We start from the raw sequence: 17,961 nt of genomic DNA on the forward strand, positions 1-17,961 counted from the left end.
TGGAGTCCGGACTCCTACACTCATGAGCGTGTGGCTGTGGCTGTGGCTGTGGCTGTGGCTGCGGCTGCGGCTGCGGCTGCGGGTTTGGCCTGTGGCTGGGAGCGGCGGGAAACTGGTGAGGAAGCAATGCGCTTAGGCGCGATAGAGACTCCCGAGTCAGACCCCCCTTCGGCGATCGGGACGGACGGCTGTGCTTTCAGCCCAGGATTCCTCTCGCCGGGCACGGTGACCCTCACGGTCGCCGACGACAAGGGCACGAAGCGATGCGGTGGAGGTGGGAGTCATCCTCGAAGCATCATGAGGAGACGAGCCGTGACCCCTTTCGACCCGCATCGATGTTTCACGTGAAACGCTGAGGTTCTCGGCACATTGGAGCCCCTCCAGGGCCGGGCGTTGTCATCGATAGACGTAGCAGGCATCTCTTAGCCGGTTGGGGGAGAGGAAGCCTGGTCACACGGCTAAACTCGACACCTTGCCTTCGTGGCCGACTGCCTCCCGTAGCGGTCTGTCGGCCATCGGCACGGCAGGGGCGCCAATAGTGCGACGATGTCCCATCGACTCATCTTCTTCAGTTCTCCCACGGGGTGATGAAGCGCATCTCCTGGGGTGAACGGATCGTGCGTGAAGGATGGAGGGCTCCACATCGATACTCGCCGAGGGGCCGCCTGGGGAAGCCGTGAAAGTGATAGGCATGATTGGGCCGAATCATCGCGTGGCAGTGATCATCACTCCTATGCCCTCCGACTGACCATCGCGAGCCGCATCTCGTGCAGTAGAAAGCTCGAGCGGGTGGCCGGCGACGGACGCCGGTCTACACTCGCGCATCGCGCGGGCTCACTCACGCATGACAGGGACCCTGATACCGGGCCAGAAAGCGTGTTTCACGTGAAACCTGAGGGCTATGTCGGCAGATCGTGAGTGGGGAGCGGGCGTGGGACTCCGCTTCCACAACCACAGTGACTATCCCGACGGCCCTCCAGGTACGACTCGACGACGTGTTTCACGTGAAACACGGATACCGTGGACGAATGCCCCGGGTTCTCATCACAGGAATGTCAGGCGTAGGGAAGTCGAGTGTTGTAGCCCTCCTGGGGGAGGGGGGAGTGCCGGCGATCGACACTGACTACGGGAGCTGGAAGACCCAGGACGGCCTGTGGGACGTGGACCGAATGACCGCACTACTTGAAGAATCCGGTGATCTCGTGGTGGCGGGGACCGTCGAGAACCAAGGCTACTTCTACGATCGCTTCGATCATGTGGTGCTGCTCTCGGCGCCTGAGGCGATCCTCCTCGAGCGCGTACAGGGGCGTGTGACGAATCCCTATGGTTCCACGGAGGGGGAGCGAAGCGAGATCCGTGAGAACCTTCGGTCGATCGAGCCCCTTCTGCGCCGAGGCGCAACACTCGAGATCGATGCGACAAGGCCGCTCGTCGACGTGGTGGGGGAGATCATGTCGCTCTTGCTCCCGTGAATGTTCCACGTGAAACATGGCGCTCAAGACTGCTCGAACACTGTCCTACCCGAGAAGCATCCGGAGCACGGCCGACAGTAAGCAACGTCCGCCACAGCGATTAGAGTGGAACACGGCCCCGAAAGGAGTGGATGTTTCACGTGAAACAGCCCGAAAAGGCATCACCGAAGGACTCCTTCGGGATGGATACGCCGCTCGCGCGGGAACTCGCGGACCTCTCAGCTCGCCGCAGAGTCCTCGAAGCAGTGAACATCGACTTCAGTGGGGATACCCGCATCCTGACGGTCTCGAACCAGAAGGGTGGGGTCGGCAAGACGACCAGCGCGGTCAACGTCGCATCCGCTCTCGCTGGCCTCGGTGCGAAGGTGCTCGTCGTCGACCTCGACCCCCAGGGGAATGCCTCCACAGCCCTGGGTGTACCGCACAATGCGGACACCCAGAGCATCTACGACGTCCTGATTGACGAAGTCCCACTCGCCGAGATCGTGCAGCAGAGCCCCGAGGACGTGAACCTCTTCTGCGCACCGAGCACGATCCACCTCGCCGGCGCGGAGATCGAGCTCGTGGCTCAGGTCGCACGAGAGCACCGCCTGCGCCGCGCGCTGGAGGAGTACCTGGTCGACAATCCGATGGACTTCGTGATCATCGACTGCCCGCCCTCGCTCGGTCTGCTCACGATCAACGCGTTCACCGCGGCGAACGAGGTCTTCATCCCTATCCAGTGCGAGTACTACGCACTGGAGGGACTGAGCCAGCTCCTCGGCAGCATCCAGATGATCCAGAAGCACCTGAATCCGGGGCTTCATCTGTCGACGATCCTCTTGACGATGTTCGACGGACGCACGCGGCTTGCTCAGCAGGTCGCTGACGAGGTCCGCACCCACTTCCCCGATCAGGTGCTCGACACCGTTATCCCGCGCTCCGTGCGGGTGTCGGAAGCGCCGAGTTTCGGTCAGACCGTGATCGCCTACGATGGGCAATCCGCCGGCGCTGTCGCCTACCGCGAGGCCGCCGTCGAGATCGCGTCGCGCACCGCGGCGCAGAGCAAGGAGAAATGATGGCGAAGCGCACTGGACTGGGCCGGGGCATCGGTGCCCTCATCCCCACCGCTGATCAGTCCGAGCGTCCCGTGGATGTCTTCTTCCCCGGCGCGAACCTGCGTCCGGCGACGGAGCAGACCAGCGATCAGCCCGCTGCAGAAGAGCTCGAGGTGGTCCCCGGCATCCACCTGATCCAGATCGACCCGCAGAAGATCATCCCGAACCCCCGGCAGCCGCGCACGCACTTCAACCCTGAAGACCTCGCTGAGCTCGTGCACAGCGTCCGGGAGTTCGGCGTGCTGCAGCCCGTCGTCGTCCGCAAGAACAGCGACGGCGAGTACGAGCTCATCATGGGGGAGCGGCGTACCCGTGCCGCTCGTGAGGCGGGCCTGGCAGCCATCCCCGCCGTCGTCCGTGAGACAGCCGATGAAGACCTCCTGCGCGACGCCCTTCTCGAGAACCTGCACCGCTCGGAGCTGAATCCTCTCGAGGAGGCATCCGCCTACCAGCAGCTGCTCGAGGACTTCGGGATCACTCAGGAGGAGCTCGCGACGCGCATCGGACGCTCCCGTCCGCAGATCAGCAACACGATCCGTCTGCTGAAGCTGCCTGTTCCCGTGCAGCAGCGCGTGGCTGCAGGAGTGCTGACGGCCGGTCACGCTCGAGCGATCCTCAGCCTCGACACCCCCGAGGCGATGCAGCGCCTCGCCGACAAGGTCGTCAACGAGGACCTCTCGGTGCGCGCGACCGAGGTCGCGGCGAAGACCGAGCCGGCCGCTCCCGGCCGCACGGCGAAGCCCACCCCCGGAGCCCGTCGCGCCTACCTCGACGAGGTGGCCGGCAATCTCGGCGACCGTCTGAACACACGCGTCAAGGTCTCACTCGGTGCGCGCAAAGGCCAGGTCATCATTGATTTCGCTTCGATCCAGGATCTGAACCGCATTCTCGAGGAGATCGGGCAATCGGGCTACGGATCGGCGTGATTCCGCCTCGTCGCGACTGAGCGGTCGTAGACTCGCGGCATCGCGACGATGAGAGGGATGCCATGTCCAAGCCACTGAATCCAGAGGGTGTCCGTCGCCGAGTCATAGCGGTCAGCATCGCCGCCGCGCTCGGTGGCTTCCTGTTCGGCTTCGACACGGCGGTGATCAACGGAGCGGTCGATGCTCTCGCGGGCACCGTCTCAGGTTTCGACCTCGGAGTCGGCCTCAAGGGCTTCGCGGTCTCATCGGCGCTCATCGGCTGTGCGGTGGGCGCCTGGTTCGCGGGCCCGATCGCGAACAAACGCGGTCGCATCCCGGTGATGGTCGTCGCGGCGGCGATGTTCTTCATCTCGGCCATCGGCTCGGGCCTGGCCTTCAGCGTGGTCGATCTCATCATCTGGCGTGTGATCGGCGGACTCGGCGTCGGTGCAGCATCCGTCATCGCCCCCGCGTACATCGCGGAGGTCTCACCGGCGGCGATCAGAGGCCGCCTCGGCTCACTGCAACAGCTCGCCATCGTCACCGGTATCTTCGCGGCTCTGCTGTCGGATGCCCTGCTCGCCAACCTCGCCGGAGCAGCCGATCAGCCGCTGTGGGGCCTCACCGCCTGGCGATGGATGTTCATGGTCGCTGCCATCCCCGCTCTCGTCTACGGGCTCATGTCTCTGAGGCTCCCCGAGTCTCCGAGGTACCTGGTGCGAAAAGGAGACATGAAACGCGCCGCAGAGGTGCTGGAGACTGTCACGGGTGCCGTCGATGTCGATGCGAAGATCAAGGAGATCACGAGCACGATCGACACGGAGCGCAAGGAGTCGCTGCGCGACCTCCGCGGCAGCCGTCTGGGCCTGAAGCCGATCGTCTGGGTCGGCATCCTGCTGTCGGTGTTCCAGCAGTTCGTCGGCATCAACGTGATCTTCTACTACTCGACGACGCTCTGGCAGTCCGTCGGTTTCGATGAGTCGAGCGCGCTGCTGACCTCCGTCATCACCTCGGTGACGAACATCGTGGTCACGATCGTGGCGATTCTGCTCGTCGACAAGATCGGCCGGCGCATCATGCTGCTCGTCGGATCTGTGGGCATGACCGTGACGCTCGGCCTGATGGCGCTGGCGTTCTCGTTCGGCACGTTGGATGCCGAGGGCACAGCCACGCTCCCCGATCCCTGGGCCACCGTGGCGCTGATCTGCGCGAACGGCTTCGTGGTGTTCTTCGGAGCGACCTGGGGCCCGCTCGTCTGGGTGCTTCTGGGAGAGATCTTCCCGAACTCGATCCGTGCGGGAGCCCTCGCGGTCGCTGCTGCGGCGCAGTGGGCGGCGAACTTCTTCATCTCGACGACGTTCCCGATCTTCGCCGACATCGGCCTCACTTTCGCCTACGGCTTCTACGCGTTCTTCGCGCTGCTGTCGTTCTTCTTCGTCTACTTCAAGGTTCCCGAGACCAAGGGCAAGGAGCTCGAGGAGATGACGGACGAGCTGAAGGTGGAGCGCCGAGGCACCCGCAAGGCCACGTAGGCTGGAAGCATGACCGAGTCCGTTCCCCGTCGCGCCAGCCTGGAAGTGCTGCGAGCAGAGGCGTCGGACGAGATCGCGGTGCTCATTCAGGAGCGTCTTCTCAGCGGAGAGGATCCCTGGGAGTTCATGGAGGAGCTGCCGAGCGTCGACGAGCTCGTGGTGTACCTGCTGAGGGCAGACAACATCACCGCGAACGACGGTGTGCGGCCCAACGCGGCTCGTCATTACCGGGTGCTGCGCCAGATCGCTCTGGAGTACCCCGAGCTCACACCGGCCGTGTGGGGCCTGCTTGACGAGAAGCAGCGCCACCGCCGCTGGGACCCCACGGTCGCCGACGCATCCTGAGGATTCCGTCGCGATGCCGAGGATGCTCCTCACCTACGATCCCGCCTGGGCGGGTCAGTTCACGCGCATCGCCTCGGAGATCGGCACTCTGACGGATGCCGACTGGCAGATCGAGCACATCGGATCGACCGCGGTCCCGGGGATGCGGGCGAAGCCCATCATCGACCTGGCCATCAGGATCCAGGACCTCCAGGACTTCGATGCGTACCTGCCCGCGCTGGAGGCCGGAGGATGGCGACGGGGGAGTGCGGTGCGCACGCATCCCGTCATGATCCGCGAGACCGACGGTGTCCGCACCGCGATCGCGCACTTCTTCGTCGCGGAGGACTGGGATGCGGCGAACCAGCGCATCCTCAGGGACTGGCTGCTCGCACACCCGGATGATGCGGATAGGTACTCGCATGCGAAGTGCGACGCTGTGGCGGCCGCGGCGCACGGGCAGTCGACGTACAACGCCGCGAAGACGCCGGCGATCCAGGAGATCGTCGACCGCGCTCGCGCGGCCCGGGGATTGCCCTCGGTGCCCGTGTACGACAAGTAGTCTCGGCGGCGGGACGGAACGGACACAGAAAAGGCCGCCACCTCCGAAGAGGTGACGGCCCTGAAGTCCTGATCAGCCGATGAAGGCTGCGAGGTCCTGCTCGAGGGCGGGCTTCGGCTTGGCGCCGATGATGGTCGTCTTGACCTCACCGCCCTGGAACACCTTCATCGCGGGGATGGAGGTGATCTGGTACTTCATCGCCAGCTGCGGGTTCTCGTCCACGTTCAGCTTGAGGATGGTGATCTTGTCGGGGTTGTCCGCCTGGATCTGGTCCAGAACGGGGGCGACCATGCGACACGGTCCGCACCACTCGGCCCAGAAGTCCACGAGGACGGGACCTTCGGCCTGCAGAACGTCCTGCTCCCAGGTCGCCTGGCTCGTAGCCTTTGCACTCATCAGAGTTCTCCTTGATTCGAGGTTCGCCTGCTACAACAGCGGGCGAGGTGAAACTGTTCCCGACCGCTCAGGCGGTGATGATCTCGGCGGCTTCCGCAGCCGGGAACTCGACGGAAGCATCCTCAAAATCCGCGAGGAAGTGCTCGGCATCCAGGGCCGCGACCGTGCCGGAGCCGGCTGCGGTGATCGCCTGACGGTAGGTCGGGTCGATCACGTCACCCGCGGCGAACACGCCGGGAACCGAGGTCTTCGACGAGCGGCCGTCGACCCAGATGGTTCCCTCGGCCGTGAGGTCGAGCTTGTCGTGCACGAGGTGCGTGCGCGGGTCGTTGCCGATCGCGATGAACAGACCGTCGAGGGCCAGATCGCTGAGCGTGCCGTCGACCGTGTTGCGCAGCTGGACGCCCGAGACGGAGTCGCCACCGAGGATCTCGGCGACCTCGCTGTTCCACACGAACTCGATCTTCTCGTTCGCGAACGCGCGCTCCTGCATGATCTTCGAGGCGCGCAGGGAGTCCTTGCGGTGGATGACGTAGACCTTCTCGGCGAAGCGGGTGAGGAACGTGGCCTCTTCCATCGCCGAGTCGCCGCCGCCGACGACCGCGATCGTCTTCTCACGGAAGAAGAAGCCGTCGCACGTGGCGCACCACGAGACTCCGTAGCCCGAGAGGCGCTCTTCGCCCTCGATGCCGAGCTTGCGGTACGCCGATCCCGTCGCGTAGATGAGCGACTGGGCCTCGTGCACGGTTCCGCTGCCGAGTGTGACCTTCTTGACGGGGCCGGCGAGATCGAGCTCGGTGACGTCATCGTAGACGACCTCGGTGCCGAACTTCTCGGCCTGCTCCTGGAACTTGGCCATGAGCTCGGGGCCCTGGATCCCCTCGGGGAAGCCCGGGTAGTTCTCGACCTCGGTGGTGTTCATCAGCTCTCCGCCGACCTCGACCGTGCTCGCGATGAGCAGCGGCTTGAGGTTCGCGCGCGCCGCGTAGATGGCGGCGGTGAATCCGGCAGGACCGGAACCGATGATGATGACCTGACGCATGTGCTCTCCGTCGTAGATGCTGAGACGCCGAAAGACGTTCGACTGCTTCAACCAATGGTAACCGCGGGACATTCCCGCGCGCGGATGCTCAGCGACCGGGCAGGAAGCGCCGCAGCATGGAGCCGGCGACCTTGAGCTCCGGTGCCCGGAGAAGGGCCAGGATGCCGATGTAGACGACGACCACGGCGACGCCGATGATGCACGTGCCGAGGGCGCCTTGGAGCTTGTCAGTGGTCGTCCAGCCGGTGGGACCGCCGAGTAGGAGGAAGACACCCCATCCCGCAAAACCGGCGGGGACGGCGGCGATCGCGAAGCGCAGGATGGCGGTCATCCACGTGCGGATCCGCAGCCCGCCGATCTTGCGGTGCAGGAGCCAGACGGCCACGACGGTCTGGATGGTGCTGGCGAGCGATTGACCGAGGGCGATGGTGGCTGCGAGCGACGTCACCTCGATGACGCCGGCCGCGAGCAGCCACTGGGCTCCGAGGGCGCTGAGGACGACCAGCGCGCACTGGAAGACCGTGAACCAGAAGGGCGTGCGGGTGTCGCCGTAGGCATAGAAGGTCCGCTGGACGATGAAGAGGATCGTGAGAGGCACCAGGCACACGAGGAAGCAGACCAGCACGAGCGCGGCCTCAGAGGCGTCGGAGGCCTGATTGGTGAAGACGCGGGACGCGGGGACGGATGCCGCGGCGACCGCTGCGACGGCGACGGCGATGAAGAAGAGCAGTGTTCGGATGCTCTTCGCGATGTCTCCGCGCACGTCCGCATCGCGTCCGGCCGCCGCGTGCTCGCTGATCTGCGTGAAGTACGGCGTTCCGATCGACAGCACGATGATCGAGTACGGGAGCATGAAGATGAGCCACGCGTACTGGAAGGTGGCGACCGATGCGCCCTCGCCGGATGCCTGGGTGAGGATCTGGGTCTGGACGAGGCCGGCGACGAGACTGGCGAGGGCCATGAGGAAGGTCCACCCGGCGAGCCGACCCACATTGCCCAGTCCCACCCCGCGCCACCGGAAGTCGGGCTTGAGGGCGAGCCCGGTGCGCCTCCAGAAGATCAGCAGGATCGCGGCCTGGATCAGGATGCCGAGGGTCGCCGTCCCCCCGAGAGCGGCGATCATCTCGGGAGTCCAGTCGGCGACTCGGGTGAGCGGTCCGCCGAATAGTGCACCCACGATGAGGAAGCCGACGATCGACACGATGTTGTTGACGACCGGCGCCCAGGTGAACGGGCCGAAGATCCGACGTGCGTTGAGTGCCTCACCGAGCAGCGCATACAGCCCGTAGAACAGGATCTGAGGCATGCACCAGTACGCGAATGCCGTCGCGAGGGCGAGGAACTCGGGAGATCCCTCCTTGCCGGCGTAGAGCCACACGAGCCACGGCGACGCGACGGTGGCGATGCCCGTGATCGCGACGAGCACGACGGTGCCGAGGGTGAAGAGCTTGGAGATGAAGGCGTTGCCGCCATCGGCGTCGGCCGTCGCCTTCACGATCTGCGGGATGATGACGGCCGTCAGAACGCCCACCGAGATCAGTGAGAACACGTTGTTCGGGAGTTGATTCGCGATCGCGAACGCATCGGCCGCGCCGGCTCCGACAGAGCCGATCACACCAACCAGAACGATCGTGCGCAGCAGACCCGTGACACGCGAGATCAGGGTTCCTGCGCCGATTAGCGCGCTCGCACGGCCGAGACTACTCATTCGACTCCTCGACGGCGTCCTTCTCCGTGCCCGCCTCACGGCGACGACGGCGGACGGTGCGGATGATGCCGAGACCGAGGAGCAGCACGATCAGACCGCCGAACACGGCGAGACCGATCGTCTCCCACTCGGCGCGCACAGACACGCGCACCGTCTCGGGCGTGCTGATCGGCACCCCGGTCGGGCTCGAGAGTTCCAGTTTCAGCGCGACCTCGCCGCTTCCGACCCTTGCCGAGACGGGGACCTTGACTCTGCTCGTGGTTCCCGGCTGGATCGTCGCGGGGGTCACCGGCTCGACCTCGAGACGAGGATCGCTCGGCTTGACGGACAGGTTGACGTTCACGGGCCAGGGCAGATCGTTGCGCACCGAGAACGGCAGGTCGGCGTTCGCCGACAGCAGCTGGATGGTGCTGGCCGGCGGGATGTCGACGGCCTCGAGGGTGTCGGTGGTCGCGGTGTTCACGTCGGCGACGGCGTCATCGAATCCGTCTTCGGTGAGGCCGACCGCTGTCGCCCGCATGATCTGGATGCGCTTGGGGCTCAGCAGCAGCTGGCGGTCATCGAGGATCGTCGCGAACTCTCCGAGCACGACCTCGCTGCCGAGCATCCGCTGCAGTGCCGTGGCGCGGGTCGCGTCCGGCTCCGTGGTGAGCGCAGCGGAGACGGCGGGGGTGGCCAGGATCTCCGCGAGCCCGAAGCCGAGGGTGTCGAACGAGGTGATCGTCTCGTTGAGCGCGTCGGCAGTGCGCGTCTCGTCACGGTCGAGCCCGACGAGAAGAGGCGCGGTCGGATTCGTCTGCGCGGAGAGCGCCAGGTGGGCACTCGCCTCGGCGAGAGACCGCTGACGGGCGACCTCGTCGTCTTCGCCTGCGGCGTCCGACAGGGCGGCGGATGCGGCCGCATCCGTGACGAGGGCCGTGCGCTCGCCGACCGTGGCATGGGCGTCGTCGGCTCCTCCGACAGCAGTCGACGACAGGACGGTGATGGCCTGGCCGCCCATGTATGCGGAGAAGGCGTCGAGGTCGGCGGCCGAGGCATCGCTGCGCGGCCACAGGATGCCCGGGGAGGCGCCCTGGATGACAGAGAGGTCTGCGTCATCCGGCAGTTCGGGGCCGTCGGTGGGCGCCGGTGTGGGCTCGGGGGTCGCGGTGGGCGTCGCTGCGGGAGTCTCATCCGGGAGCGTGAGGAAGTTGCTTGGGGCGAGGAACGGCGCGAGCGTCGTCGGCTGCAGGAGCTCGGGAAGACCGGCCTGGGCCTGCGTCGTGACATCTGCGTCGCCGAACTGCAGCGCGAAGCGCTCGTTGGGGAGGGCGTCGAGCTGACGCAGCCATTCGCGAGCGCTCTGAGGCGCGGCGGATCCGAGAGCCCTGATCGCCGCAGGGATCGACGGATCGATCGCGAGGATGGCCGAAGTACCGCGGACCCCCTCGAGCACCGCGGTGAGTGCACCGTCCGCAGCGGTGAGGACGGTGAGCTCCTCGGCCGTCAGAAGCGCGCCGCCGACCGGGGTCGCGGTGATCGGCACCATCAGGGCGATGGGCGGGTTCTCGGCAGCGGTGACGACGAGGACGGTCGTCGACGTCACGGATTCGGCGTCATCCTGAGCATCCGTCTGCGCCCCACTGAGCGTCGCACGCAGCGGGTACACGCCGGGCGCGAGGTCGCCGAGGGCCTCGGGCGGGATCACGAGGCTCGTCGTCACGGATGTTTCGGCGTCGACCGGCGCGGTCAGGTCTGCGCCGAGCTGGTCGAACCCTCCGGGGGCCTCGGAGTCGTCCAACCACGTCGTGACCGCTTCATCGTCGGCCAGGGGAGTGCGGTTGATCTCGACGGACACGCGTCCGGCGGACAGAGCCGACTTCGCGTCGTTCTGCACCGTCAGCGATGCCGTCGTCGCGCTTCCGGGCGAGACGGTGCCCCGCACGCCCGCAGACAGCAGCAGCTCGACCGCAGGGGTGTCGTCGGTCTCGGAGTCGCTGGCCGCGAACGCGTTTCCCGCGCCTGCACCGCACATGCCGAGAACGATCGCCGAGATGACGGATCCGCGTGCCAGGCGCTGCAGGCGCGTGCGGAGGCCGTTCTCGGGGGTGGTCGCGGTCATGAGAGTCTTCCTCGGACGCCGGTGATCTCAGGCGTCCGGCGAGTGCTGACCTTGTGATTCTAGGCGGCTGGCTGAATGAGAACCCTGAAGACGCGTAGAGTGACGGCCGTGTCCGCCACCCTCACGCCTGTTCCCGACCCGCTTCACAGCTCCGCGTTCGCCGCAGATCTCGACGCCGCCGACCTGCGCTCGGAGCCGCTGCGCCGCCTGTGGGGAGAAGAAGAGGACGACGCCTTGGCCCGCGGGATGCGCGAACCCATCCTGCGCGCGATCGCCGGTGACGACGGTGTGCTCGCGACCCTCGGTCGCCTCCTGGTGCTCGGGATGCCGCAGCCCGTGGCCCCGGTGGCCGCTGCGCTGCCGCGGCTCGGCGTCGATGGCCTGGTCGCTCTCGGCCTCGCGCGCATCGACGGCGATGCGGTCGTTCCCACCGCGCTGCTCCGGCCGCAGTCCTTCGTCGACGCAGACGGGATCGGCGAATGGTGGATCGCCAGCGATCTCGACGAGGTGGCGCTCGACGGCGCGCTGCCCGCTGACCACGTGCTCGGAGTGGGCGGGGCGTCTCGCACCCTCGCCGAGATCATCATGCCGATCGAGGTGGACCGAGCCCTCGATCTCGGCACCGGATGCGGCATCCAGGCACTCCTCGTCGCGCGCCATGCCGGTGCTGTCGTCGCCACCGACATCTCGGCACGGGCGCTCGCCTACGCCGAGTTGAACGCGCGGCTGAACGGCGTCTCGAACATCGAGTTCCGTCTCGGCAGCATGTTCGAGCCGGTCGACGGCGAGGCTTTCGACCTGATCGTGTCGAACCCTCCCTTCGTGATCACGCCTCGGGTCGAGGGAGTGCCCGAGTACGAGTACCGCGACGGCGGCCTCGTGGGCGACGCGCTGGTCGAGCAGTTCCTGCGCGCTGCTCCGTCGTTCCTCACCCCCGGCGGGGTCGCCCAGCTGCTCGGAAACTGGGAGTCGCGCGGAGCCCAGCGCGAGCTGACCGGCCGCGTCGGCCTCGATCGGGTCTCGTCCTGGGTGCCCGCCGACCTCGACCTGTGGGTCATCCAGCGCGAGGAGCTGTCTCCGCTCGGCTATGCGGAGCTGTGGATCCGCGACGGTGGCACGACCCCGCGAGATGCCGGTTTCACGCCGCTCCTCACCGCCTGGCTCGACGACTTCGCCGCACGAGGCGTCACCGCCGTCGGTTTCGGTTACATCCTGGTGCGGCGGCCTGCGGCATCCGGGCAGAGTGCACCGCTGCGTCGACTCGAGCGCCTGTCGCAGCCCGTGTCGAACGTCGGCGGGGCGCTGCGGTCGGCGCTCGCCGCCCACGACCTGCTCGTCGACGGCCTGCCGTCGACCCTGTTCACGGCCCCCGATGTCACCGAGGCTCGTCACCTGCTTCCCGGCAACGACGATCCCAGCATCATCGAGCTCCGTCAGGGCGGGGGCTTCGCGCGCACGATCACGGTCGACCCCGCGGTCGCCGCATTCGTCGGCGCGTGCGACGGAGATCTGACCGTGATGCAGATAGTCGCGGCGCTGGCCGACCTGTTCGAGGTGCCGCTCGTCGACCTGTGGGCCGACCTCGAGCCGCGCATCCGCCAACTCGTGCTCGACGGTCTGCTGGTGTCGGAGCAGTGATGAGGGAATACCCATCCGTGTCTATGCGTTCGAATACACCATGAAGGCTTTCGGATTCCTTTCGTTCGGGCACTACGCCGATGTCCCTGGCTCGGCGACCCGCACTGCGGGAGACATGCTGAAGCAGACCATCGAGATCGCGGAGGGCGCCGACGAGATCGGCGTCAACGGGGCATCCGTGCGGGTGCACCACTGGGCGCGTCAGGCTGCGTCTCCGATGCCGCTGCTGTCGGCCATGGCCGCACGCACCAAGCGCATCGAGGTCGGCACCGGCGTCATCGACATGCGGTACGAGAACCCGTTCCAGTTCGCCGAAGAGGCGGCGGCTCTCGACCTGATCGCAGACGGGCGGATCGCGCTCGGAGTGAGTCGTGGTTCACCCGAGACGGCGCTGCGCGGCTACGAGACCTTCGGCTTCCACGACGAGGAGGACCCCGAGCGCGGCAGCGTCATCGCTCGCGAGAAGTTCGACCTCTTCCTCCGCGCCATCGACGGAGAGGGTCTCGCTCCCGGCGACCCCCGTATGGTCGGGGCGGGACGCTACCTCGCGATCGAACCGCAGTCGCCGACTCTGCGCGACCACATCTGGTGGGGTTCTGGTTCCCGTGCCACGGCTGAGGAGACCGGACGCAAGGGGCTCAACATGATGAGCTCGACGCTTCTCACCGAGGCGACCGGCGTGCCGTTCCACCAGCTGCAGCGCGAGCAGATCGACCTGTTCCGCAGCGCCTACAAGGAGGCGGGTCACACGGGTACCCCCCGCGTGTCGGTCAGCCGGAGCGTCTTCCCGCTGGTGTCCGACATGGACAGGGCGTACTTCGGGCTGCGCAGCGAGGAGAACGCCGACCAGGTCGGCATCATCGACGGCTACCGCTCGACGTTCGGAAAGACCTATGCGGCCGAACCCGACGTGCTGATCCAGCAGTTGCTGGCGGACGAGGCGGTCATGTCGGCGGACACCCTGCTGCTGACCATCCCGAACCAGCTCGGCCCCGAATACAACCTGCATGTGCTCGAGTCGTTCGCGACCCACGTCGCCCCGGCGCTCGGCTGGAAGTCGAACACCGAGGGCCCCGTGCAGGGTGATCCGGTCTGAGAACCGGACCGTACTGAGGGACTGGAGAAGGGGCGGATGCGCGCAGCATCCGCCCCTTCTTCACGCCCGCGGACTCGTTCCCCGACCCTCGCCGTTGTCGCGATATGCCGATACGCTGGCCGCATGCGCGGGGCAAAGGGTGGACTTCTTGCAGGAGCGATCGTGCTGGTCGCAGCGCTCGTCGGTGCGATTCCGGCGGCGGCCGCCACCACGACCGCCTGGGCGACCTGGCAGCCTCTGACCGGAACGGGCGGCGCATACACGACCACCGTGCAGGTCGCGGCGCAGCCCGCCATCACTGCCACGATGACGAGCGACTCCCGCGCCGGCCAGGTGGGTGTCATCTCGGGCACGACCAACTGGCTCGCGCAGGGGACCCCGGTCGGAGCGAAGTACGGCTCGAGCATCAACCAGTCGTACGTGAACCTGCGGCCGAAGGCCGACAACGCCGCCAGCCCGTCGACGACCACCTACTCGTTCGCGAACCCCACTCCCGCTTCCGGCTGGACCTTCGTGCTCGGCGACATCGATGCCGACTCGGTGCGCATCCAGGCGATCGGCGCGAACGGGCAGGCGCTCACCGCGGCACAGCTCGGATTCCAGGGCGGCTTCAACTACTGCGCGCCCGGAGTCACGGGCAAGCCCTCGTGCACGGGCGACGCGGCGGACGTGCCCACCTGGGACGCGACGACCCAGACCCTCACCGGCAACGCCGCCGCCCTCGACACGAGCGGCGCGGCCGCCTGGTTCGAGCCCAACGTGCCGATCACCTCGCTGACCTTCTCGTTCACGCGCCGCTCCGGGTTCCCGGTGTACCAGACGTGGTTCGCGTCGATCGCGCGCGACATCACCGGCGTGGTCTCCGATGTCACCGATGTCGCGCAGCCGCTGCCGGGCGCGACCCTCACGCTGACCGACGCGAACGGCGACGTCGTCGCGACCACGATCAGCGGTGCGGACGGCAGCTACTCGTTCCCCGGCGTCGTCGCGACGAGCGGATACACGGTGAGGGTGACGGCTCCTGCCGGCATGATCCCCGAGGGCGCGACCTCAGCGGCTGTGGATCTCACGACCGCCGACGGCGTCGCAGATTTCACCGTGCGGGACATCATCCCCGTCGCTGTCTCCGGACGAGTCGTCGACAACGACGGCAACCCGGTGCCTGGCGCGACCGTGACGGTCGACGGAGGACAGACCACGACGACGGATGCTCAGGGCAACTACCTCTTCGACGAGGTCCCGGTGGGTCCTCACACCGTCGTCGTCACCCCGCCGCCCGGATACAGCACCACGGATCCGACCGAGCCGCTCGTGGTCCCGCCGGGCAGTGAGGTGCCGATCACCCTCGCGGACTTCGTGCTCGTCGAGAACCCCGACCTGACGGGAGCCGTGCGCGCGAACGGAGCGGGCGTCGCGGGCGTCACCGTGACCGCGACCGGCCCCGGCGGAACGACGCTCACGACCGTGACCGCCGCCGACGGCAGCTACACGTTCCCGCGTCTGCCCTCGGGCGACTACGAGATCACCGTCACGACGCCCGACGGCTACGTGGCCACGGGCGCGACCTCGCAGAGTGAGACCGTCGCGACGGCGGATGTGGCAGACGTCGACTTCGAGCTGGCCAGGCTCGGGGGGCTCTCCGGTGTCGTGCGCACCGACGGCGGCGCTCCGGTGGCCGGTGTGACCATCACCCTCACCACCGATGAGGGAGACCAGCAGCTCATCACGGATGCCGATGGCGCGTACGGCCTCGGCGGCCTTCCGCCCGGCACCTACACGCTGACGATCACGGCGCCGGCGGGCAGCACGATCGTCGGCCCGTCGACGCTCACGGTCGAGGTCACGGCCGCGGGCGAGACGTTCGTCGATCAGGACTTCACCCTCGCCGCGATCGTCGTCACCCCGACGGATCCGCCGACCACGACGCCGACGCCCTCCACGCCGCCGAGCACCGGCGGCGACCGCCTGCCCGGCACGGGGCTGGGACCGGAGACCTTCACGTGGGCCGTAGTGGGCGGAGCCGTGCTGGCGCTCGGAGCGGTGCTGTTCTTCGTCTCGCGTCGCCGCTCGCACCGCGACTGACCTCATGACCTGACCGATCAGGTCGGCCCGGAGGGGCGGGGGATGACGGCATCCCCCGCCCCTCCGCTGTCAGGAACCCTTCGCCGGGCCGAACAGCTGGTCGCCGTGCTCGTGCAGCAGCCGGTAGGCGTCGGCGAACGTCTCGGGCTCCGGTTCGCCCGGCGTGCCGTATTTCGCGATGAGCAGACCCAGCAGGCCGCGGGCCGGCGGGGTGAGCGGCTTCATCTGATCCGCTTCCCCCGGCTTCGGCTCGCGTTCCTCGGGGTTCGGCGGGGTGTAGGCGGGCGTCGTGACGGGCCAGTCGGCCGGGTGCCGCGGCTTGTCGAGGTTCACGGCGGTGAACAGCGTGTTCGCCGACTGATCTCGATCGTTGAGCGGCTTCAGGCCGTGCAGGCGGGAGAGGGTCGCGGTGACCGAGCCGTGGTGCATCTCGTCGTGCAGGATCGTGCCGCGCTTCGTGTAGGCAGAGATCGCGATGGCGGGCACCCGGCATCCGAGGCGATCGAAGGTGAAGCCCATCTCGCCGGCCTCGGTGTCCTTCGTCGGCTTGGTGGCGGCGGGTGGCGGCACGTGGTCGTAGCATCCGCCGTGCTCGTCGAACGTGATGAGCAGCAGGGTGTTGACCGCGTTCGAGCCCTTCGGCGACGCGCTGGTGCGAACGGCCTCATAGATGTCGTGGATGAGCCGGTCTCCGGCCCTGACATCGGAGATCGCGCTGTCGTATACGGCTTCGCCGTCGACCTCGCTCTCGCGAGGCGACCCGAAGGGCGGGTGGAAATCGTTGTGGTCGTAGACCATGCGCGGCTCGATGAACGCGTAGGCCGGCAGCGTGCCGTTCTTCGCATCCGCGTAGAAGTCCTCCATGGTGCCGAAGTGGTCGGTGCGCCAATACTTCTCGAGCACGGCGGCGTGCAGCATCCCGGTGAACGAGACGAGCTGCAGCTTGTCGATGTAGATCTTCCAGTTGACCTTCTCGTCTTCGAGACGGTTGAACACGGTGGGCGCCGCCGGGGCATCGAGCCACTTGCGGTATCCGCCTCCCGCCTGATTGGTGACGAAGCCGTGCGAGGTCGACGCGTGGAAGAACGACCGGTTGCAGAACGTCTGCGACGGCACCCCCGCGTACCAGTGGTCGAACACCGCGAACTCCGACGCGAGCGTGGACAGCACCGGAAGCATCTCGGGGGAGAACGAGCCCATGATGTGGGCCGCCTCCTCGGGCTGGGGCTCTGTGCCCTTGCGCAGGCGACGGAAGTTGATGATGTAGTCCTCGAGGAACCCCGACATCGTGGCCTTCTCGCCGTGGGTCGGGGCGTTGAAGGGCGCCGTCATCTGGTCGACGAAGAGGTCGGCGTTGTCCTTCGGGTCGACGGTGCCGAAGATCTGCGTGTTGACGTGCGGATACTCCTCGCCGGGATCCGGGTCGGGCAGGCTCATGATCCGGTCGGTGTCGCCGGTGTAGACGTGGGCGTCGACCACAGTGCCGTCGGACGCGGTATTGCTGTGCGTGCCGAAAGCGAGACCTTCGAACTTCTCGCCCGCAGGCAGCGTGTCCTTGGAGTAGAGGTATCCGAGCAGGTTGTCGAAGGAGCGGTTCTCGCCCATCACCACGACGAGGTGGTCGAAGCCCGGCTCGCTGCGCGGCGTCAGCGCGGCGAAGGGGTCGGGGTCGGATGCGAACCCGTTGCGGTGGGTGCCCACGTTCGCGCCGATCGCTGCACCGCCGGCACCGCCGACCACGACGCCTGCGAGAGCGGCGCCGCCCATCTTGAGGAACCCGCGCCGGGACGTGTCCGGTGCGGCGGGGGAGGAGTCCTGCTCGTCTGAGGCCACGTTGCCGATCCTAGGACGGGGGCGGCGCCCGGCGCACGGTTGCGGCATACCGGAATGGCGGGGTCCGGATCGGGGGGCAGGGGGGCAGCTCAGGTCGGGAGGGGGGTCGGTTGGCGGGCACAGCTTCGGAGAGCGCAGGCGACGCACCGGAAGTCAGGCGGATGCCGCGGCGC

General features: G+C 67.3%; 13 protein-coding genes and 1 pseudogene. 9 read left to right on the forward strand and 5 right to left on the reverse strand.

Going from position 1 to position 17,961, the window contains the following annotated elements; translation table 11 throughout:
- The first annotated feature begins 1,028 nt into the window (after positions 1 to 1,028).
- The 6 genes and pseudogenes from ASF80_RS11825 (at position 1,029) to ASF80_RS11850 (ending at position 5,892) form a co-directional block, all read left to right on the forward strand.
- Positions 1,029 to 1,472, forward strand: a complete 444-nt coding sequence (locus ASF80_RS11825; protein ID WP_056310981.1) for an AAA family ATPase — start codon at positions 1,029 to 1,031, stop codon at positions 1,470 to 1,472.
- A 182-nt stretch (positions 1,473 to 1,654) separates the two neighbouring features.
- Positions 1,655 to 2,530 carry a ParA family protein gene (locus tag ASF80_RS11830; protein WP_200934809.1) on the forward strand — a complete coding sequence of 292 codons (876 nt, stop codon included), beginning with the start codon at positions 1,655 to 1,657 and terminating at the stop codon, positions 2,528 to 2,530.
- Complete coding sequence (locus ASF80_RS11835; RefSeq protein WP_082488296.1) at positions 2,530 to 3,495, forward strand: ParB/RepB/Spo0J family partition protein; 966 nt, start codon at positions 2,530 to 2,532, stop codon at positions 3,493 to 3,495. The genes ASF80_RS11830 and ASF80_RS11835 overlap by 1 nt, the downstream gene beginning before the upstream one ends.
- Before the next feature lie 59 nt (positions 3,496 to 3,554).
- Positions 3,555 to 5,006 (forward strand): annotated as a pseudogene (locus tag ASF80_RS11840) (sugar porter family MFS transporter); the annotation flags it as partial.
- A 9-nt stretch (positions 5,007 to 5,015) separates the two neighbouring features.
- Positions 5,016 to 5,351 (forward strand): hypothetical protein, encoded by a 336-nt coding sequence (locus ASF80_RS11845; RefSeq protein ID WP_056310989.1) that lies wholly within the window; start codon positions 5,016 to 5,018, stop codon positions 5,349 to 5,351.
- A 13-nt stretch (positions 5,352 to 5,364) separates the two neighbouring features.
- Positions 5,365 to 5,892 (forward strand): GrpB family protein, encoded by a 528-nt coding sequence (locus tag ASF80_RS11850; protein ID WP_056310990.1) that lies wholly within the window; start codon positions 5,365 to 5,367, stop codon positions 5,890 to 5,892.
- Positions 5,893 to 5,964: 72 nt separating this feature from the next.
- Here ASF80_RS11850 and trxA read toward each other — a convergent pair whose 3' ends face one another.
- The 4 genes from trxA to ASF80_RS11870 form a co-directional block, all read right to left on the reverse strand.
- Positions 5,965 to 6,288, reverse strand: coding sequence for a thioredoxin (trxA, locus tag ASF80_RS11855; RefSeq protein WP_042541543.1), 324 nt, complete (start codon positions 6,286 to 6,288; stop codon positions 5,965 to 5,967).
- 67 nt (positions 6,289 to 6,355) lie between these two features.
- Entirely contained in the window at positions 6,356 to 7,330 is a 975-nt protein-coding gene (trxB, locus tag ASF80_RS11860; protein ID WP_056312066.1) for a thioredoxin-disulfide reductase, read from the reverse strand.
- Positions 7,331 to 7,418: 88 nt separating this feature from the next.
- Positions 7,419 to 9,038: a murein biosynthesis integral membrane protein MurJ gene (murJ, locus tag ASF80_RS11865; protein WP_056310993.1), complete on the reverse strand. Its 1,620-nt coding sequence runs from the start codon at positions 9,036 to 9,038 to the stop codon at positions 7,419 to 7,421.
- Positions 9,031 to 11,139, reverse strand: a complete 2,109-nt coding sequence (locus tag ASF80_RS11870) for a DUF6049 family protein (RefSeq protein WP_056310995.1) — start codon at positions 11,137 to 11,139, stop codon at positions 9,031 to 9,033. Before ASF80_RS11870 ends, murJ begins: the two co-directional genes overlap by 8 nt.
- A gap of 75 nt (positions 11,140 to 11,214) precedes the next feature.
- Between ASF80_RS11870 and ASF80_RS11875 the strand changes: the two genes are divergently transcribed.
- From ASF80_RS11875 to ASF80_RS11885, 3 genes are all read left to right on the forward strand, one after another.
- Positions 11,215 to 12,777 (forward strand): methyltransferase, encoded by a 1,563-nt coding sequence (locus tag ASF80_RS11875; protein WP_056310997.1) that lies wholly within the window; start codon positions 11,215 to 11,217, stop codon positions 12,775 to 12,777.
- Between the two features lie 40 nt (positions 12,778 to 12,817).
- Positions 12,818 to 13,873: an LLM class flavin-dependent oxidoreductase gene (locus tag ASF80_RS11880; RefSeq protein WP_056310999.1), complete on the forward strand. Its 1,056-nt coding sequence runs from the start codon at positions 12,818 to 12,820 to the stop codon at positions 13,871 to 13,873.
- A 123-nt stretch (positions 13,874 to 13,996) separates the two neighbouring features.
- Positions 13,997 to 15,955 (forward strand): collagen binding domain-containing protein, encoded by a 1,959-nt coding sequence (locus ASF80_RS11885; RefSeq protein ID WP_056311001.1) that lies wholly within the window; start codon positions 13,997 to 13,999, stop codon positions 15,953 to 15,955.
- Between the two features lie 69 nt (positions 15,956 to 16,024).
- Here ASF80_RS11885 and ASF80_RS11890 read toward each other — a convergent pair whose 3' ends face one another.
- On the reverse strand, positions 16,025 to 17,788 hold the full coding sequence (locus ASF80_RS11890) for an alkaline phosphatase family protein (protein WP_235559955.1): 1,764 nt from the start codon (positions 17,786 to 17,788) through the stop codon (positions 16,025 to 16,027).
- Between the last annotated feature and the right edge of the window lie 173 nt (positions 17,789 to 17,961).

Source organism: Microbacterium sp. Leaf159, assembly GCF_001423615.1.
Classification (GTDB): Bacteria; Actinomycetota; Actinomycetes; order Actinomycetales; family Microbacteriaceae; genus Microbacterium.